Source organism: Knoellia locipacati, assembly GCF_044791685.1.
GTDB lineage: Bacteria > Actinomycetota > Actinomycetes > Actinomycetales > Dermatophilaceae > Knoellia > Knoellia locipacati_A.
Genome location: NZ_CP087730.1, coordinates 3214492 through 3233178, shown reverse-complemented (window position 1 = coordinate 3233178; position 18687 = coordinate 3214492). Strand labels below are relative to the sequence as shown.

The following is an 18687-nucleotide window of genomic DNA, read 5'->3' as shown; positions in this document are numbered from 1 at the left end:
AGAGCGGCGTGCCGTGCTACCTCGACCCGACGGGGCTCCCGCGGCTACTCGGCCGAGGGCTGCGCGGGCGACTCCGAGAGGTCGACGGCTCCGCCGTAGCGACGGTCGCGGTCGGCGTAGATCTCGATCGCCCGCCACAGGTCGCGCCGGTCGAAGTCCGGCCACAGCGTGTCGAGGAAGACCATCTCGGCGTAGGCGCTCTGCCAGAGCAGGAAGTTGCTCGTGCGCTGCTCCCCCGATGACCTCACGAAGAGGTCGACGTCGGGCATGTCGGGCTCCGGGAGGTAGCGGGCCAGCGTCCGGTCGTCGACGTTCTTGGGCTTGAGGCGCCCTCGCACGACGTCCTCGGCCATCGCCCGGGCGGCGTCGCCGAGCTCGGCCCGACCGCCGTAGTTGACGCAGAAGTAGAGGGTGAGACCGGTGTTGTGCTGGGTGAGCTCCTGGGCGACCTCGAGCTCCTTGATGACCGAGCTCCAGAGGCGCGGCCGTCGGCCGACCCACCGCATCCGCACGCCCCACTCGTGCAGCTGGTCGCGACGCCGGCGGATGACGTCGCGGTTGAAGCCCATGAGGAAGCGGACCTCCTCGGGCGAGCGGCGCCAGTTCTCGGTCGAGAACGCGTAGGCGGACAGGTGGGTCACGCCCACCTCGACCGCGCCTGCGACGACGTCGAGCAGCGCACCCTCACCGGCCTCGTGGCCCTTGGTCCGGGGCAGCCCGCGCTGGTTGGCCCACCGACCGTTGCCGTCCATGACGATGGCCACGTGACCGGGGACCTGCTGCGCCGGGACTGCGGGAGGCTGGGCTCCGCTCGAGTGCGGGAAGGGACGGCTCGTCACCGCTCCACCATACGGAGCGAGCGCACCCCGCGTTCGAGGTGCCACTGGAGGAACGCCGTCGTCAGGCCGCTGCCCTCACGGCGGTGACGCCGGTCGGAGGCATCGGCGATCATCCAGTCGCCCGCGAGCAGCGCCGCGAGGAGGCGGAGCGTCTCCGGCGCGGGCGCGGACGAGCCGGGCGGACGGCATACGGAGCAGACGGCACCACCGGACACGACGTGGAAGGCGCGGTGCGGCCCCTCCGACCCGCACTTCGCGCAGTCGTGGAAGCTCGGCGCCCAGCCCGCGACGGCGAGCGCCCGCAGGAGGTAGGCGTCGAGGACGAGGTTGGGGTCGTGCTCCTTGCCGGCGAGCGAGCGCAAGGCACCGGTGACGAGGAGGAACTGCTGGAGGGCCGGCTCGCGCTCCTCGGTGAGCCGGTCGCACGTCTCGAGCACGGCGTTGGCCGCGGTCCACGCGTCGTAGTCACGGGCGCAGACGTCGCCCCACGACTCGAGCGTCTCGGCCTGGGTGACCGTGTCGAGGTTGCGGCCCTCGTAGCACTGGAGGTCGACGAGCATCCCCGGCTCGAGCCGGGCCCCGAAGCGGGACTTCGTGCGCCGCACGCCCTTGCCGACGGTGCGCACCTTGCCCATGCTGCGCGTGAGCACGGTGATGATGCGGTCTGCCTCACCCAGCTTGTGGGTGCGCAGCACGATCCCCTGGTCACGGTAGAGCGGCACACTCCATTGTCCCCCGCCCCTCCGACATTCCCCGTATGCCGTGCCGTCACCACCCGGGCGGGCCCGGTCGGGGCATGGTCGGGTCCGGGTCGCGCCCCTACGCTCCGGAGCATGAACGCGGAGCAGCGTTGGTCGCGTCTCGGGCGCTGGACGGGCGCGTCCGGGCTGGTCGGCACCGTCCTGCTCTTCGTGCCGATCATCGCCCTGTCGACCTTGGGAGAGCCTGCGCTCCACGCGCCCGAACGGGAGGTCGTCGAGTTCTTCGGTCAGGTGTCGGATGCCTCGTGGGCCCAGGCCGCGGCGGCGACCACGGTCATCGGCTCGCTCGCCCTGGCGTGGTCGCTCGTCGGGGTCGCCCTCATCGTGCGGCGAGCCGAGGGTGATCCTGCGTGGCGGGCCACGATCGCCGTCCTCTCGGTGGGTGTCTTTGCGGCGACCATGGTGGGCAACGTGGGCTGGTCCGTCGCCGGACTGCACGGCCGTGAGCTCGACCCGGGTCTGCTGCACTTCGCCTACGACTCCGGGAACGTCTCCTTCGCGAACGTCTGGCTGGCACTCGCGAGCTTCGCGCTGGCGTGCGGATGGGTCACGCTCGAGACCGGCGTCCTCCCGCGCTGGACCGGTTGGCTCGCCGTGGCGGTGGCGGCCGGGTTCGTCGTGGCGAGGTTCTTCTGGACCGGGTCGGTGTGGTTCTTCCCCTACGCGGCGTTCTGGGTGTGCCTCCTGGTCCTCTTCGTCCGTCTGCTCCGCACGCGGGACAGCGGCGACGCTGCGGCGAGGAGCGGGGCGCGGACGGCATACACGCCTCGGAGGGAGCGCGCCACGCCAGACGACGGGTAGTCCTCCCGTGTCCGTCAGGGACGGTCCACGGATCGCACGAGCTGACTCCCGAGTCGACACGCGCCGGCCACCGGGACTAGAACAGGTGTTCGATCTGCGCTAGCCTCGGTCGCATGGACGCGGTCCTGCAGCACTCGCTCTTCGACACCGGCGACGCCATCGAGCTCGGCGCCGTGGCTCCGGTGCGCACGCACCTGTCGCGGGGCGCCTGGGTCGACTACCAGCCGGCATGGCTGACCGGTGCCGACCTGCTCTTCGACGCCCTCCATCACGACGTGCCGTGGAAGGCCGAGCGACGCGAGATGTACGAACGCGTCGTCGACGTGCCGCGCCTCCTGAAGTTCTACGAGGAGGGCGAGCCTCTCCCCCATCCGGCCCTTGCCGAGGCACGAGAAGCGTTGTCCCACAGGTATGCCGGTGAGCTGGGTGAGCCGTTCGTGTCCGCCGGGATGTGCCTCTACCGTGATGGTCGCGACTCGGTCGCGTGGCACGGCGACCGCATCGGTAGGGCGCGCGACATCGACACGATGGTCGCGATCCTGTCGGTGGGCTCGGCGCGTTCGCTCATGCTCCGACCGCGAGGCGGCGGGTCGTCGATCGGATTCTCGCTCGGGCACGGCGACCTCGTCGTCATGGGTGGCTCGTGCCAGCGCACGTGGGACCACGCCATCCCCAAGACGAGCAAGCCCGTCGGCCCGCGGATCTCGATCCAGTTCCGGCCACGCGGCATCCGCTGAGCCGTCGTTCGACGAGCGCACCCGACCGGGTCGTGCCATCCTCGTCGTGTGAACAAGTCACGTTCTCTTGGGGTTAACCGAAAGATTGTTACCACGACATCGGGGCAGTGTGGGATCGGGGGCATGACCTTCTCCTTGCTGCTCGCCCGCGGTCGGCGCGCCGCCGTCGGTGTCATGCTCGCGGTGCCCTTGCTGATGGCGTCGCCGACGGCACTGGCGGCCCCGGTCGGTCCCGACACCGACGACGCAGCACCGGTCATCACCGGGTTCGACCCGGCCGCCGGTCGAGTCGCTGCCGGCAGCTCGGACCTGCGGGAGCCACGCGTCCTGGCGCCGACCGCAGTCCAGACCGACGACCGGCTCTGGCTCAGCGACGTCACGAGGCCGGTCGCGCCCGCCGTGTCGCTGCGCTCGTTCGAGTGGCTCGACGCCGGCGGCTTCATGCGAGGAGACCTGCTCAAGGTCGACCTCGCCGCCGGGTCGGTCAAGCCCGACTACGTCAACGCGGGCAAGGTTGCGTCGGCGAAGCCGCTCACCGAGCAGGTGGACCCGCGTCGCGCCGTGGCCGCGGTCAACGGCGACTACTTCGACATCAACAACTCCAACGCACCTCAGGGCGGGGCCAAGAAGCTCGACGGCACCGTCGTCAAGGGCCCGAACCCCGGCCACCAGCGCGCAGTCGGCGTCGGCGCCGACGGCCTGGGCCGGATCAGCTCGATGTTCCTCGAGGGCACGGCCACATGGGCTGCCGGGAACACGAAGCTCGACGGCCTCAACCAGTCCGCGATCCCGGCCGATGGAGTCACCGCCTTCACCCCGCTGTGGGGCTCCTACAGCCGCTCGCGCGTCACCGGTGGGGCCACCAAGGTCCGCGAGGTGCTCGTGCGCGACGGCGTCGTCGAGGCGGTGGCAACCTCTGCCGGAGAGGGCCAGCTCGACACCACCCAGCTCGCCATCGTCGGCCGCGGTGCCGGGGCCGACCGGCTCGCCTCGCTCGCCGTGGGCGACACGGTCTCGGTCGACTACTCGCTGCGCAACGACGGCGCCAACCTCGCCATGGCGATCTCCGGCAACACGATGCTGCTCGAGAACGGCGCCGTGCTGCCTCAGGGCGACAAGGCCATCCACCCACGGACCGCCGTGGGCTTCGACGAGGACGGCTCGACGATGTTCCTGCTCACCGTCGACGGGCGCATGGCGGACTCGCGCGGCATGACCTACGCCGAGACCGGCGCCTTCCTCAAGGAGGTCGGTGCGCACACCGCCATCAACCTCGACGGCGGTGGCTCCTCGACGATGCTGGCCCGAGAGGCCGGCGAGGCCGACCTCGACGTCGAGAACCAGCCGTCCGACGGGGGTCTGCGACCCGTGCCCGACGGCATCGGGCTCTTCGCCGAGGCCGGGACCGGCGAGGTCAGGGGTCTTCGCCTCGTCACGGCGTCCGACGAGGAGAGCACCCACCTGCTCCGCGTCTTTCCCGGGCTCACCCGCCAGCTCGCCGGCCTGGGGCACGACGAGACCTACGCCCCGGTGGATGCCACGCCGGCATACCGCGCGACGAATGGGGCGACCGTGGCGCCCAGCGGACTCCTGCGCGCCGCGGCTCCCGGCGCGGTCGTCGCGACCGCCCAGCTCGGTGGCGTCAAGGAGGACCTCGACCTCACCGTGCTCGGCCCGCTCCAGCGGCTTCGCCCGAGCGTCGACAAGGTCTCGATCCTCGACGCTGCCGATCCCGGGGCCTTCCGGATCGTCGGTTCCGACGCACACGGCTTCGAGACCCCGCTCGAGGCCACCGACGTGACCCTCGAGCACGACACCTCCCTCGTGGAGATCACGCGCAGCGGTGTCGACTTCACCGTCCGGGCCAGGCCAGGCGTCACCTCGGGCGCGCTGGTGGTCAAGGCGACCGCTCGCGGGGTCGTCACCCACGTACCGGTCGCGATCGGCTCGGTCAGCACCGTGCTCAGCACCTTCGACGACGCCGCCTCGTGGCGCTTCACCCATGCCCGAGCGGCCGGGGCCGTCGAGCCGGCGCCGGGACGTGAGGGCGGCACGGGCCTGCGGATGAGCTACGACTTCACGAAGTCGACCGCGACCCGCGTCGGCTACGCGCGCCCGCCGACACCGATCACCATCACCCAGGGCCAGCCCCTCGCCCTCGGCGTCTGGGTGCTCGGCGACGGCAAGGGCGCCTGGACCTCGTTCGGCATCAGCGACGGCTCGGGCAAGGCCGCCTCGCTCTACGGGCCCTACATCACGTGGACAGGCTGGAAGTACATGGAGGTGCCGGTCCCGCAGACGCTGCCGGGGCCGATCACCCTCAACTTCGTTGCGACGATCGAGACCGGCGCCGCCCGCTCCTACACCGGCGCCGTCGTGTTCGACGACCTGACCGTCAAGACGGCTCCGCCTGTCGTGCCCCCGGCGGCACCGGTCGTCCGGGATCCCGTCGTCCAACAGCACACGGCCCTGAGCACCTCCGGCGAGCAGTTCACCTATGCCGTGATGTCCGACGGCCAGTTCACCGCCGACAACCAGTCCTTGGTGCCCGCCGTGCGCCGCACGATGCGTGAGGTGGTGGCGAGCCGACCGGACTTCGTCGTCATCACGGGCGACCTCGTCGACACCGGCTATCCGGCCGACTTCGCCCTGGCCAAGAAGGTCATCGACGAGGAGCTCACGGCCAAGGGCTTGCGGTGGTACTACCTCCCCGGCAACCACGAGATCTACGGCCCGGGCTCGACGAGTAACTTCAGCGCCGTGTTCGGCCAGACCCACCACAGCTTCGTGCACAAGGGCGCACGGTTCGTCCTGCTCGACTCGTCGACGGGCTCCCTGCGCGGCGGCGGCTTCGACCAGTGGCAGATGCTGCGGTCCGCGCTCGACGACGCCGAGGGTGACGACACGGTGCACGGAGTCGTCGTCGGCTGGCACCACCCGCCGCGCGACCCGAGCCCGGTCAAGGGCTCGCAGATGACCGATCGCGTCGAGGCCGAGACGGTCGAGCGGTGGCTCTCCGACTTCCGGATGCGCACCGGCAAGGGAGCGCTCTTCGTGGGCGGACACGTGGGCGCGTTCTCCGCGGGCCGGGTCGACTCGGTCCCCTACGTCGTCAACGGCAACTCGGGCAAGGCCCCGTCGACCTCACCGGGCGAGGGCGGGTTCTCCGGGTGGACGACGGTCCGCATCGACCCCGAAGCGCCGCACACGCCGGCGCCCCAGCTCTTCCGCACCGACCCGGCCGGGCCCGGACCCCACCCGTGGGCCCGGGTCCAGATCCGGCCCCACGTCGACGAGCTCTCGGTCTCGGCCCCGCCGGTCGCCGCCGGCTCGACGGGGTCGGTATCGACCTCCCTGACCCAGGGCACGAGGACCTTCCCCCTCGCCTACCCGGTCAGCGCGACGTGGAGCGGGTCAGCGGTGCACATCGGGTCCGGCGGCAACGCACCCGGCAGCGCGGTCGCGGCCTACGACCCTGCGACGGGGAGGCTCACCGGGCTGCGCCCCGGCACCGGATCGCTCACCGTGACCGTGAACGGAGTCAGCCGCACGGTCACAGTGCCCGTCAGCTGACCCGACTGGCGCGCTACCCGACGCGGAAAGCGTGGATCGTCCCGGTTGCATACCGGGACGATCCACGACGTCCGCGCCGCAGGGGCTGCAGTCAGGCGGCTTCGTCGCGCTCGGCGCGGTTGACCGCGGAGAGCACGGCGGTGAGCGAGGCACGCACGATCGAGGAGTGCATGCCGACGCCCCACAGGACGCGGTCGCCGACGGCGCACTCGACGTAGGCCGCCGCCTTGGCGTCCCCACCGGACGACAGGGCGTGCTCGGAGTAGTCGAGCACCCGCACGTCCACGTCGAGCGTCCCGAGCGCGTCGATGAACGCCGCGATCGGCCCGTTGCCGAAGCCGTCGACGGTGATCTCCTGGCCGTGGTCGAGCATGACCGCCGTGATGTGGTCGCGCCCGTCACCGGCGCTGACGAGGGTGTGGCTCACCGGGGTGAACCGGCCCCACTCGTTGCGCTTGCCCGGCTTGGCCGGGAGGTACTCGTCGCGGAAGATCTTCCACAGCTCCTTGGCCGTGATCTCGCCGCCGTGCTCGTCAGCGCGACGCTGGACGACCTGGCTGAACTCCACCTGGAGCCGGCGGGGCAGGTCGAGGCCGTGCTCGGACTTGAGCAGGTAGGCCGAACCACCCTTGCCGGACTGGCTGTTGACGCGGACGACCGCCTCGTAGGACCGGCCGATGTCGTGCGGGTCGATGGGCAGGTACGGCACGCCCCAGTCGATCCCGTCAATGTCCTTGCCTGCCGCCTTCGCCCGGCGCTCCATGTCGTCGAGGCCCTTCTTGATGGCGTCCTGGTGCGAGCCGGAGAAGGCCGTGTAGACGAGGTCGCCGCCCCACGGGTGCCGCTCGTGCACGGGCAGCTGGTTGCAGTACTCGACGGTGCGCCGGATCTCGGCCATGTCGGAGAAGTCGACCTGCGGGTCGATGCCCTGGCTGTAGAGGTTCATCCCGAGGGTGACGAGGCAGACGTTGCCGGTGCGCTCACCGTTGCCGAACAGGCACCCCTCGATCCGGTCCGCGCCGGCGAGGTAGCCGAGCTCGGCAGCCGCCACGCCCTCACCGCGGTCGTTGTGCGGGTGCAGGCTGACGACGACGGACTCACGACGGTCGAGGTGGCGGATCATCCACTCGATCGAGTCGGCGTAGACGTTGGGCGTGGCCATCTCCACCGTTGCCGGGAGGTTGACGATCATCTTGTGGTCCGGCGTCGGGTCGATGACGGCGATGACCTCGTTGCAGACCCGGACGGCGAACTCGAGCTCGGTGCCGGTGTAGGACTCCGGCGAGTACTCGTAGTAGACCGTCGTCTCGGGGATCGTCTCCTCGAGCTTCTTGCACAGGCGCGCACCCTGCAGGGCGATGTCGATGATCCCCTCCTCGGGCAGGTCGAAGACGACGCGACGCTGCAGCACCGAGGTGGAGTTGTAGAAGTGGACGATGGCCTGCTTGCTGCCGCGGATGGCATCGAAAGTCCGCTCCACGAGGTGGTCGCGGCACGGGGTGAGCACCTGGATCGTCACGTCGTCGGGGATGTGGCCGCCCTCGACGAGCTCGCGGCAGAAGTCGAAGTCGGTCTGGCTCGCGCTCGGGAAGCCGACCTCGATCTCCTTGTAGCCCATCCGCACGAGCAGCTTGAACATCCGCATCTTGCGTTCGGAGTCCATCGGGTCGATGAGCGCCTGGTTCCCGTCGCGCAGGTCAACCGCGCACCAGCGCGGGGCCTTGCTCATGACCTGGTCGGGCCAGGTCCGGTCGGGGAGGTCGACCTCGATCTGCTTCTGGAAGGGGACGTACTTCGTCGCCGGCATCCCGGAGGTCTGCTGGGGGTGGATCATCTTGCGCCTCTACTCATGTCTCGTCGGTGTGCTCAGCCGGGCACAGCGAGCTCCGCGACGAGGAGGGCCGAGTCTAGGCCTCGTCGCGGCAGAGAAGGAGGAGCCGCGTGGAACGCACGAGACCGAGTATGCCGTCCGCCCGCCTCCACGTCGCCCTCCGGTCCGCACTCTGGTCACCCGCCACTTTCTTGACGTCCGTCACCGTGGTGGCCAGGGCGTCATCGTGCCGGACGCAAGGAGGGCCACGACGTCAGCCGCGGCAGCGGACCGACAGGCAGGTGACGCAGCCCTCGAGCTTCTCGAACTCGCTGATGTCGACGGTGACGACGTCGTGCCCCCGGCCCCGCAGCAGCTCGGCCGTTCGCGGCGCGCTGGCCGCCATGAGCAGGGTGGTGTCGTCGAGCAGGACGACGTGGGCGCCGCCCTCCTCGGGCATCCCCTCGTAGGCCGGGAAGGCGCCGGGCCAGTCGACCACCGGGTCCCAGCCGATGACCGTCCCGTCGGGAAGCGCCGTGACGGCGGACTTGAGGTGCAGGGCCCGCTCGACGGTGACCGCCTGGGTGCGCAGGCCCACCGACGCGAGGTGGTCGGCGAGCTGCTGGATGCCGGCGCCGTTGGTGCGCCCTCCCAGCCCGACGTATGCCGTGTCGCCCACCTTGAGCACGTCTCCCCCGTCGAGCGTGCCCGGGTCGGTGATCCGCGCGACGCGGTAGCCGAGGTCGCGCACGATGCCCTCGACGTCGGTGACCTCCGGCTGGCGCTCTGCCGCACCGGGATTGGTGAGCACGGCGAGGTCGCCGGCCACGACGACCGCGTCCTCGATGAACACCGCGTCGGGGCAGTCGTCGGCGGCAGGGACCTCGACGGTCTCCCAGCCCGCGGACCGCAGGCAGGCGGCATACGCCTCCCACTGCTGCATCGCGAGGTCGAGGTTGATGACCGACTTCTCGAGATGGGTGACGAGCCCGTCGGCGAGGCGCGGACCGGGACGGCGGACGAGGGCGGTGCGGCGAGTCACCCGCCGACCCTACGACTCGTCAGGCAGCCCGCGTCGAGAGGTCCGGGACACGGTCGAGCTCCTCGATGGTGCGCGTACCCGGGATCGGAGACCCCAAGAGCCACAGGACCGACAGCGTCCCGCCGACGGCGGCGACGACCATGGTCGGGCCGATGCCGATCCACTCGCCGAGCAGGCCCCCGAGGACGGCGCCCACCGGCCGGATCCCGTAGTTGATGGTCGAGAACGCGCCGACCACCCTGCTCCGGAGGGCATCGGGCGTCACCGCCGTCTGCAGGGCGTTGAGCGGCACGTCGAGGAGCATCACCCCGAACCCCGAGATGAACTCGACCAGGCCGAGGACCCCCATCCGCAGCCACAGCGGCCCCGCGGCCAGCGGCAGCAGCGCGAACGGCGCGGTGAAGAGCACGGCCCCGACGCAGATCGTCCGTCCGACGCCCAGGCGTCGGGTGACGCGACCGGCGAGCACTGCCCCGAGCAGGCCGCCGGTGGCGCCGATGCCGAGCGCGAGTCCGATGGCCGCGGCCGACAGCCCCAGCTCCCGGCTCGCGAAGAGGATGAGCAGCGCGGCCACGACGAAGTTGAAGAAGTTGATCGTCGAGACGCACGCCAGCGACGCCCGGAGGTAGCGGTGACGCAGCACCAGCCTCATCCCCTCACGGGCGCGGCGCAGCACCGGGTCGGCGCTCTTCTCGACCGGTCGCTCCTCGACCGCGACCCGGCCGATGAGCACCGCCGAGACAAGGAACGACACCACGTCGACGAGCAGGGCGAGCGGCGCGGTGAGCACCTGGATGAGCCCGCCCGCGAGGGCGGGACCGCCGACGAACGAGATCGACCGCGTGGAGCTGAGCAGTCCGTTGGCCTCGACGTACTGGTCACGGCGCACGAGCGAGACGAAGAAGCTTGGGTATGCCGTCTGGTAGAGCACCTGCCCCAAGCCCGCGAGCAGCGCGACGACGAAGAGCTGGCCGAGCGTGACCGCACCGACCCAGTGCGCGACGGGCAGGCTGAGCAGGACGGCAGCCCGGAGCAGGTCGGCGAGGACGAGCAGGCGGCGCTTGCGCGGACGGTGGTCGACCCAGGTGCCCACGAGGAGGGAGAGGATGTTCGGCGCCCAGACGGCCGCCGTGAGCAGCCCGACCGTGGGCGCACTCGCGTGCAGCGTCGTCACCGCGATGAACGGCAGCGCGAGCTCGGTGATGCGGTCGCCGAGCTGCGAGATGCCCTGCCCGGCCCAGTAGGTCGCGAACCGCCGGTCCCGCCACAACGGAGATCGGGTCGACGGTGTCCTCACGCCTCGGGCCCTTCGTCGACCTCGGACTCCGGTCCGGCCGGGAGGACGTAGCGCAGCAGCCGCACCCGTCGTTGCCCCTCGCCCGGCGCCTGCCGGCCCTTGCGGAGCACGAAGGGCGCGAGCACCGACTCGATGGCGGCCTCCACCTCGGCGAGCTCGTCGGCCGTCGCGAGGATCGTCGTGTTCGACAGCCCGGCGGACCGGCGCCACTCAGGCTCGAGCAGTGGCTCCGTGTCGCGCGCCCACGCCCCCGGCAGCGGCCCCGCCTGCTCGAACATGAGCCGCGACAGGGCGCTCGCCGCATCGGCCGGGTCACCCTCGCCCGGGGTGAAACGGAAACCGCTCCCGACGGCCTCCCACCAGCGCTGGCGCCCGTCGCCCTCCACGTCCGCGTCGCGCACGAGACCGTGCTCGGCGAGGTGGCGCAGGTGCCAGCTCGTCACCGACGGCGTCGCGCCGACGAGGGGCGCCAGAGCCGTGGCCGTGCTCGGTCCGTGCCCCTGCAGACGGCTGAGGATCGCGAGGCGCACCGGGTGCGCCAGGGCCCGCATGCTCCTGGGCGAGAGCTCGACGTCGCCGTACGGGTTGCTCATGGTCCACCGCCCTCTCCGGTCATCCCGGCCTGCGTTCATTTTATGAGAGTGTTCTCTCGATAGAACTCTCTCACAATCTCCGTACTCCCACCAGCCGTCGTGCCACCGGTTCCGACAATCCGCGCGACAGGGAGACCACCGGTCGGGCACTCTGCCCTCATGGCCCTCCCCGACGGACTGACCACCCGCCCCCACAGCTTCGAGGACGCGCAGGCGGTGCGCGACCTCGTCGCAGCGACGGAGGTCGTCGACGCCGGGCAGGTCGCGATCGAGGTCGAGGACATCCAGGGCGACTGGGCGCGCAGCAGCTTCGACCTCGCGTCCCAGAGCGTCGGCGTCTGGGAGGGCGACCGTCTCGTCGCTGCGGGTGAGGTGTTCAAGGGGCGCCGCGCTGATGCTGGCGTCCACCCGGAGTACCGCGGACGAGGGATCGGCACATGGCTCGCCGACTGGGTGCTGGACTGTGCCCGGGCGACCGGCTCGACCCTCGTCGGCCAGACCGTGCCCGGGGGCAGCAACGCCGAGGACTTCTTCCGGGCCCGGGGCTACCGGGAGGGGTGGACGTCCTGGGTGCTCCAGCTGCCGCCCGACGTGACGATCGAACCGCAGCCGCTCCCCCGGGGCTATTCGCTGCGCGAGTTCGGTGGCGGCGAGGACGGTCGGATCGCCTTCCAGCTCATCGAGGACGCCTTCAACGAGTGGCCCGGGCGCGAGCCGTCGAGCTATGAGGACTGGGCGCCACGGGGGCCGCTGCGACCGGGCTTCCAGCCGTGGCAGATCCGGTTCGTCACCGATGCCTCCGGCACCGACGTCGGGGTCTGCTACACGATCTGTGCCGCTGACACGGGCTACGTCGACGCGATCGCGGTGCGCGCCGACCAGCGCGGGCTGGATCTCGCCCGCGCGCTTCTCGCCGACGCGTTCGCCCGCGCCCGCGAGCACGGAGCGAGTGTCAGCGAGCTGTCCACCGACTCACGCACGGGCGCGCTGGGCCTCTACGAACACGTGGGGATGCACGTCACGGGGACCTGGCGGCACTGGATGACCGACCTCTGAGGGGTCGACGGCGTCAGGGCGTCGGCGTCGGGATGTCGAAGGTCGCGCCGTGGTCGGCGAGGTCCTTGACGGACTCGGCGCTGGCCCCGCCGACCGAGAGGGTGGCGGCGTGTCGGACCGGCGTCCAGTCCTCCTGCACCCACAGCGACGCACCGGTCGTCGTCGCTCCGAGGGTGTCGAACGCGGCGGTGCAGTCCAGCCGGACCAGACGCGAGGCTGGCGTCCCGTCGTGCAACGCGAGCGCTGACCGGTCCGGCGCGACCCTCCATGCGGGGCACTCCCCGACGCCCTGAGCCAGCCCCTGCGGGGAGAACGTCACCGCAGCGAACTCCCCCGTCGCCGCGACGATCGCCTCGTCCTCGACCTCCGAGTTGAGGACGCCGCGCACCCAGCGCCCGTCGAGGAGTCCGTACGACGCGCCGTCCACGAGAACGACGACCCGTCCGTCGGACGCCTCCGTCCGCAACCGGGATCCCGGCTCCAGCTCGACCTCGGCCTCCATGGCCGGCGGTCCGTTGGTCCAGGCCCGCACCGAGCCGTGCGCCCGGAGCGCATCGCCCCAACAGGTCGCGACCGTCGCACCGGGGAGGGTGACGCCCTGCTCGAGGGCGAGCCGACCACACGAAGCCGGAACCCTGTATGCCGTCCGCGCACCACTCGTGGGCCCGTCTGGTGCCGCGGTGCTCGGGGACGTCGGCGACGCGTCGACGTCGTCGCCGGACCCGGTCGGTGACGAGCAGGCCGAGGCGAGGGCGACCAGCGAGAGCACTGCAGCGGCCCGTCGCAGGCGCTGGTGGCTCAGCCCGCGGTCGCGGCCATGAGTGTCCTGGACGGTCACCGACGCTTGAGGAGCTCCTCGGCGACCTGCACCGCGTTGAGGGCTGCCCCCTTGCGCAGGTTGTCGCCGACGACGAAGAGGACCAGACCCTTGCCCTCCGGTGCCGACTGGTCGGCGCGGACGCGGCCGACATAGACCTCGTCGCGGCCGGCGGCCTCGAGCGGGTTGGGCACGTCGGTGACGACGACACCGGGCGCCTTGCCGAGCAGCTCGAGAGCCCGCTCGGGCGAGATGTCGTCGGCGAACTCGGCGTGGATCGCGAGCGAGTGACCGGTGAAGACCGGGACCCGCACGCAGGTGCCGGACACCCGGAGGTCGGGCACGTGCAAAATCTTGCGGGACTCGTTGCGGAGCTTCTGCTCCTCGTCGGTCTCCAGCGACCCGTCGTCGACGATCGACCCGGCGAGCGGGATGACGTTGAAGCCGACGGGCACGGCATACACGTTGGGCTCCGGCACCTCGACGGCTCGGCCGTCGAGCGCGAGGTCGGCAGGTGAGCCTGCGGCATACGCACCGCGGAGCTGACCGTCGAGCTCCTGGACGCCCTTGCCGCCCGAGCCGGACACGGCCTGGTAGGACGCGACGGTGAGCCGGACGAGGCCGGCGACGTCGTGGAGCGGCTTGAGGACCGGCATCGCGGCCATCGTCGTGCAGTTGGGGTTGGCGACGATCCCCTTGGGGATCGAGTCGAGGTCCTCGGGGTTGACCTCGGCCACGACGAGCGGCACGTCGGGGTCGCGACGCCAGGCGGAGGAGTTGTCGACGACGGTGGCGCCTGCTGCGGCCACCCGCGGCGCCCACTCCTTGGAGGTCGAGCCGCCGTTGGAGAAGAGCGCGATGTCGAGGCCACTGAAGTCCGCTGTGGCGGTGTCCTCGACCGTCACCTGCGTGTCCTTCCACGGCAGGGTGGTCCCGGCGGACCGGGCCGATGCGAAGTAGCGCATCTGCTCGACCGGGAAGTCGCGCTCCTCGAGGAGAGCGCGCATGACATTGCCGACCTGACCGGTCGCTCCGAAGACACCGACTCGCATGGCCCCCAGTCTAGGAGCCATGCGAGTCGGGTGCGTCAGGCGCTCAGGACGTGGGCGGTGCCGTCGTCGCGAGCCCCTCGGCGTCGGCCTGGGTCTTGCCGTTGGTCGAGCCGGGCAGGGTGACGAGTTCGCCGACCCCTTCGCCCGGAGCCGCCTCCTCGAACGCCAGCGTGAAGTCGTCACCGTGCTCGGTCACGCCGGCGACGACGGCCTGCTCGACCGCGGCCACGGCATACGCGCGCCGGACGACGAGCGGGTCGTTCGACAGGTCCTTCACGAGCGAGACCGCGAGGCCCACCATGACGAGGACGAACGGCAAGGCGGCGACGATCGTGATGTTCTGCAGGCCGGACAGCGCGTCCGCACCTCCGACGACGAGCATCACGGCGGCGACCGCACCGGTGGCGGCGCCCCAGAAGATCACCGTCGGCCGGCTCGGCACGAGGGTGCCGCGCTCGGACAGCGTGCCCATGACGATCGACGCCGCGTCGGCACCGGAGATGAAGAAGATCGCGACGAGCAGCATGACGAGGATCGAGGTCACCGTGGACAGCGGCATCGTCTCGAGCATGCTGAACAGCGTGGCCTCGGGCGTCTCCGCGCCGGCGAGGTCGGTCCCGTTGCGCTGGGTGAAGATGCCTGCGCCACCGAAGATCGCGAACCACACGAGCGACACGAGGCTCGGGACGAGCAGGACGCCGGTGACGAACTGGCGGATGGTGCGCCCACGCGAGATTCGGGCGATGAACATGCCGACGAACGGGGTCCACGAGACCCACCAGGCCCAGTAGAAGATCGTCCAGCCGGACAGCCAGGTCTGCATCGCGTCTCCGCCGGCGGCGTCGGTGCGCGCGGACATCATCGCGAGGTCCTGGAAGTAGCTGCCGACGGCGGTCGGGACGAGGTTGAGGATGAAGACGGTCGGTCCGACGACGAAGACGAACACGGCGAGCACGACGGCCAGCACCATGTTGGTGTTCGACAGCCACTGGATGCCCTTGGAGACACCCGAGACGGCGGACAGGATGAAGCACAGCGTGAGCACCGTGATGATCGCGACGAGGACGCCGTTGCCGGTGCGGTCCAGCCCGGCGACGATCTCGAGGCCGGAGCCGATCTGCAGGGCACCGAGGCCGAGGGAGGCGGCCGAGCCGAAGAGCGTCGCGAAGATCGCGAGGATGTCGATGATGCGGCCGGCGGGTCCTGCGGTCCTGCGCTCACCGAGCAGCGGCGCGAAGGCCGAGCTGATGAGCAGCGAGCGCCCCCGGCGGAAGACGCCGTAGGCGACGGCGAGCCCGACGACGGCATAGATCGCCCACGGGTGCAGGGTCCAGTGGAACAGCGTCGTGGCCATCGCGGTCTGCACGGCCTCGGGGTTGCCCTCGGCGCCGGTGCCCGGAGGCGGGGTGACGAAGTGCGAGACCGGCTCGGAGACGCCGTAGAACATGAGGCCGATGCCCATGCCGGCGGAGAACATCATCGCGATCCACGAGATGGTGCGGAACTCGGGCTGCTCGTCGTCGCGCCCCAGCGGGATGCGGCCGAACTTGCCGGCGGCGAGCCAGATGACGAACACGACGAAGCCAGATGCGACGAGCGAGAAGAGCCACCCCATGTTGTGCACCACCCAGTCCAGGCCGGAGGCCGAGGCGGAGCCGAGGGTCTCGGTGCTGACGAAGCCCCACAGGACGAAGCCGATCGCGATGGCGGCGGTGACGCCGAACACGACGGTGTCGAGCTTCTGGGGGTCCTCCGCCGCGTGCTCCTCGACCTCGTGGTCGAGTGCGGGGTGGGGGGTCTCCTCGAGGAGTGGGCCGTCGAGGATGTCGCGCTCTCCGGCGGCGTCCCCCGGCGCGGTCGGGCCGGTCTTCATGAGTTTGGTTGTCACGGGTGATTCGGCGCGAACGCCGCTCCTTCGTTGTTCTTGTCAGTCACGTGTGCGGCGCGTATGCCGTCTGCTTCAGGTCAAAATGCAACCGCACCACCATGCCGAAGTGACGGCCGAGGAGCAAACCGGGACGCGAGGCCACGACGTGACGAAGAACTCAGAACCCCAGTCGCTGTAGCTGTTTGGGGTCGCGTTGCCAGTCCTTGGCGATCTTGACGTGGAGGTCGAGGTGGATGCGCTGGCCTAGGAGCTTCTCGATCCCCTCGCGGGCGGTGGCCCCGACGTCGCGAAGGCGTGAACCGCCTCGCCCGATGATGATCGCCTTCTGCGAGGACCGCTCGACGAAGACGTTGACCCGCACGTCCATGAGCGGCTTGCCCTCGGGCCGGTCCGGGCGGGGCACCATCTCCTCGACCACCACGGCGATCGAGTGCGGCAGCTCGTCGCGCACGCCCTCGAGCGCGGCCTCGCGGACGAGCTCGGCGATCATGATGACCTCGGGCTCGTCGGTGAGGACGTCGTCGGGATAGAGCGGCCCCGGGGAGGGCGGGAGGTACTTCGCCAGGACGGACGCGACCGTGTCGACCTGGTCACCCCTCGTGGCCGAGCAGGGCACGATCTCGGCCCACTCGCCGAGCTGGTCGATGGCGATGAGGTGCTCGGCCAGCCGTTTGCGGTCGACCTTGTCCGACTTCGTCGCGATGGCGATGACCGGCGTGCGCTTCGCCTGGCGGAGCTCGACCAGCTCGCGGGCGATGTACTGGTCACCTGGCCCGATGCGCTGGTCGGAGGGGAGGCAGAACCCGACGACGTCGACGTCGAGCAGCGTCTCGCGCACGAGGTCGTTGAGCCGCTCCCCCAGCAGGGTCCGCGGCTTGTGCAGGCCCGGGGTGTCGACGAGCACGAGCTGGCTCGCGGGCGAGGTGACGATCCCCCGGATCGTGTGACGCGTCGTCTGTGGCTTGCTCGACGTGATGGCGACCTTCTCGCCCACGAGCGCGTTCGTCAGGGTCGACTTGCCCGCGTTGGGCCGGCCGATCAGGCAGGCGAAGCCCGCGGCATACGGCTTCTCGCTCGTCGTGCTGGGCTCGACGACGGCGTCGTCAGTCATGGGTGCTCCCGGTCTCGGCTGGCTCCATCATGGCGTGACCCGTCGGAGCGACGCGCTCGACGATCACGGTGGCGATGCGGTGACGGCGCCCCGCCATGCGTTCGGCGGTGAGCCGCAGTCCCGCGACCTCGCAGGTGGAGCCGAGGATCGGCACGCGGCCGATCGTCTTGCCGATGAGGCCACCGACGGTGTCGACCTCGTCCTCGTCGATGTTCACCCCGAGCTCCTCGGCGAGGTCGTCGATGTCCATCGTCGCGTCGACCCGCCAGCGACCGTCACCGAGGTCCTCGAGGTCCGGGGTCTCGCGGTCGTACTCGTCGGCGATCTCACCGACGATCTCCTCGATGATGTCCTCGATCGTCACGAGACCGGCGGTGCCGCCCCACTCGTCGACGACGAGGGCGAAGTGCGTCTGGTCGCGCTGCATCTCGCGCAGGAGGGCGTCCACCGGCTTGGACTCCGGGATGAACGGCATCGGTCGCATGAGGTCGGCGACCGAGATCGTGGCGCTCGCCGGGTCGGCGGTGACCCGGCGCACGACGTCCTTGAAGTAGAGGAGCCCGAGCACGTCGTCGGAGTCCTCGCCCGTCACCGGGATGCGTGAGTAGCCGCTGCGGAGAAAGAGATTCATCGCCTGACGGGCCACGCGGTCACTGCCGATGGTCACCATGTCGGTGCGCGGGACCATGACCTCGCGGGCGAGGGTGTCGCCGAGCTCGAAGACCGAGTGGATCATCTGCCGCTCCCCCGCCTCGATGAGCGAGGACTCACCCGCCAGGTCGACGAGGTCGCGCAGCTCGGACTCGCTGTCGAACGGGCCGTCACGGTAGCCACGACCCGGGGTCATCGCGTTGGCGAGCAGCACGAGCAGGCGCGCCAGCGGCCCGAGAAGGCGTCGCAGCCAGATCGCGACCGGCGCCGCCACGAGGGAGACCCGTGAGGCGTGCTGGCCGCCGAGCGTGCGCGGCGAGACCCCCACGAGGGCGAACGACACGACGGCGAGGATCGCGATGGCGATGAGCAACGGCTTCCAGGTGCCGTCGACCGCGCGGTAGACCGCGGTGGTCACGAGGACCGCCGTGGTCATCTCGGCGATGACGCGCACGAAGGAGAGGACCGACAGGTATGCCGCACTGTCGCCGACGACGGTGACGAGCGCCTGCGCCCCTGCTCGCCCCTCCTCGAGGAGCTCCTGGGCGCGTACCCGCGACATGCGGTGCAGCGCGGCCTCGGCTGCCGAGAGGACGAACGAGAGGACGAGTCCGACGAGGGTGAGGACGACGAGGCGTGTCATGACCGCCCCGTCCCGG

General features: G+C 70.8%; 15 protein-coding genes. 4 read left to right on the top strand and 11 right to left on the bottom strand.

Translation table 11 applies throughout. The annotated features are described in order from the left end of the window. Positions 1-44: 44 nt before the first annotated feature. The gene (locus tag LL946_RS15115) at positions 45-839 is read right to left on the bottom strand and encodes an isoprenyl transferase (protein ID WP_404382064.1); all 795 of its coding nucleotides are present in this window, start codon (positions 837-839) and stop codon (positions 45-47) included. Beyond that, entirely contained in the window at positions 836-1561 is a 726-nt protein-coding gene (gene recO / locus LL946_RS15110; RefSeq protein ID WP_404382062.1) for a DNA repair protein RecO, read from the bottom strand. Before recO ends, LL946_RS15115 begins: the two co-directional genes overlap by 4 nt. Positions 1562-1672: 111 nt before the next feature. Here recO and LL946_RS15105 point away from each other — a divergent pair, with 111 nt between their 5' ends. The 3 genes from LL946_RS15105 (at position 1673) to LL946_RS15095 (ending at position 6711) form a co-directional block, all read left to right on the top strand. Then, a complete protein-coding gene (locus LL946_RS15105) occupies positions 1673-2401 on the top strand; it encodes a hypothetical protein (RefSeq protein WP_404382060.1) in 729 nt (242 codons plus the stop codon). Between the two features lie 113 nt (positions 2402-2514). Beyond that, the gene (locus LL946_RS15100) at positions 2515-3138 is read left to right on the top strand and encodes an alpha-ketoglutarate-dependent dioxygenase AlkB (protein ID WP_404382058.1); all 624 of its coding nucleotides are present in this window, start codon (positions 2515-2517) and stop codon (positions 3136-3138) included. A gap of 123 nt (positions 3139-3261) precedes the next feature. Beyond that, complete coding sequence (locus LL946_RS15095) at positions 3262-6711, top strand: phosphodiester glycosidase family protein (protein ID WP_404382056.1); 3450 nt, start codon at positions 3262-3264, stop codon at positions 6709-6711. Between the two features lie 91 nt (positions 6712-6802). Here LL946_RS15095 and leuA read toward each other — a convergent pair whose 3' ends face one another. The 4 genes from leuA to LL946_RS15075 form a co-directional block, all read right to left on the bottom strand. Continuing rightward, positions 6803-8545 (bottom strand): 2-isopropylmalate synthase, encoded by a 1743-nt coding sequence (gene leuA, locus LL946_RS15090; protein WP_404382054.1) that lies wholly within the window; start codon positions 8543-8545, stop codon positions 6803-6805. A 250-nt stretch (positions 8546-8795) separates the two neighbouring features. Next, entirely contained in the window at positions 8796-9563 is a 768-nt protein-coding gene (ddaH, locus tag LL946_RS15085) for a dimethylargininase (RefSeq protein WP_404382052.1), read from the bottom strand. A 19-nt stretch (positions 9564-9582) separates the two neighbouring features. Then, positions 9583-10860 carry an MFS transporter gene (locus LL946_RS15080; RefSeq protein WP_404382050.1) on the bottom strand — a complete coding sequence of 426 codons (1278 nt, stop codon included), beginning with the start codon at positions 10858-10860 and terminating at the stop codon, positions 9583-9585. Further along, positions 10857-11453, bottom strand: coding sequence for an ArsR/SmtB family transcription factor (locus tag LL946_RS15075; protein WP_404382048.1), 597 nt, complete (start codon positions 11451-11453; stop codon positions 10857-10859). The genes LL946_RS15080 and LL946_RS15075 overlap by 4 nt, the downstream gene beginning before the upstream one ends. Positions 11454-11612: 159 nt before the next feature. Here LL946_RS15075 and LL946_RS15070 point away from each other — a divergent pair, with 159 nt between their 5' ends. Then, positions 11613-12509, top strand: a complete 897-nt coding sequence (locus tag LL946_RS15070) for a GNAT family N-acetyltransferase (RefSeq protein ID WP_404382046.1) — start codon at positions 11613-11615, stop codon at positions 12507-12509. 13 nt (positions 12510-12522) lie between these two features. Here LL946_RS15070 and LL946_RS15065 read toward each other — a convergent pair whose 3' ends face one another. From LL946_RS15065 to LL946_RS15045, 5 genes are all read right to left on the bottom strand, one after another. Beyond that, positions 12523-13347, bottom strand: a complete 825-nt coding sequence (locus LL946_RS15065) for a hypothetical protein (RefSeq protein ID WP_404382044.1) — start codon at positions 13345-13347, stop codon at positions 12523-12525. Continuing rightward, a complete protein-coding gene (locus tag LL946_RS15060; protein ID WP_404382042.1) occupies positions 13344-14378 on the bottom strand; it encodes an aspartate-semialdehyde dehydrogenase in 1035 nt (344 codons plus the stop codon). The genes LL946_RS15065 and LL946_RS15060 overlap by 4 nt, the downstream gene beginning before the upstream one ends. A gap of 43 nt (positions 14379-14421) precedes the next feature. After that, entirely contained in the window at positions 14422-16251 is a 1830-nt protein-coding gene (locus LL946_RS15055) for a BCCT family transporter (RefSeq protein ID WP_404386921.1), read from the bottom strand. A gap of 172 nt (positions 16252-16423) precedes the next feature. Continuing rightward, on the bottom strand, positions 16424-17377 hold the full coding sequence (era, locus tag LL946_RS15050; RefSeq protein ID WP_404382040.1) for a GTPase Era: 954 nt from the start codon (positions 17375-17377) through the stop codon (positions 16424-16426). Then, a complete protein-coding gene (locus LL946_RS15045) occupies positions 17370-18671 on the bottom strand; it encodes a hemolysin family protein (RefSeq protein ID WP_404382038.1) in 1302 nt (433 codons plus the stop codon). Before LL946_RS15045 ends, era begins: the two co-directional genes overlap by 8 nt. Positions 18672-18687: the final 16 nt, after the last annotated feature.

Bases quoted from the DNA above. Each gene is read 5' to 3' on its own strand.
- LL946_RS15105 (WP_404382060.1), top strand. From the start codon at position 1,673: ATGAACGCGGAGCAGCGTTGGTCGCGTCTCGGGCGCTGGACGGGCGCG.
- LL946_RS15100 (WP_404382058.1), top strand. From the start codon at position 2,515: ATGGACGCGGTCCTGCAGCACTCGCTCTTCGACACCGGCGACGCCATC.
- LL946_RS15095 (WP_404382056.1), top strand. From the start codon at position 3,262: ATGACCTTCTCCTTGCTGCTCGCCCGCGGTCGGCGCGCCGCCGTCGGT.
- leuA (WP_404382054.1), bottom strand. From the start codon at position 8,545: ATGATCCACCCCCAGCAGACCTCCGGGATGCCGGCGACGAAGTACGTC.
- LL946_RS15075 (WP_404382048.1), bottom strand. From the start codon at position 11,453: ATGAGCAACCCGTACGGCGACGTCGAGCTCTCGCCCAGGAGCATGCGG.
- LL946_RS15070 (WP_404382046.1), top strand. From the start codon at position 11,613: ATGGCCCTCCCCGACGGACTGACCACCCGCCCCCACAGCTTCGAGGAC.
- LL946_RS15060 (WP_404382042.1), bottom strand. From the start codon at position 14,378: ATGCGAGTCGGTGTCTTCGGAGCGACCGGTCAGGTCGGCAATGTCATG.
- LL946_RS15055 (WP_404386921.1), bottom strand. From the start codon at position 16,251: ATGAAGACCGGCCCGACCGCGCCGGGGGACGCCGCCGGAGAGCGCGAC.
- era (WP_404382040.1), bottom strand. From the start codon at position 17,377: ATGACTGACGACGCCGTCGTCGAGCCCAGCACGACGAGCGAGAAGCCG.
- LL946_RS15045 (WP_404382038.1), bottom strand. From the start codon at position 18,671: ATGACACGCCTCGTCGTCCTCACCCTCGTCGGACTCGTCCTCTCGTTC.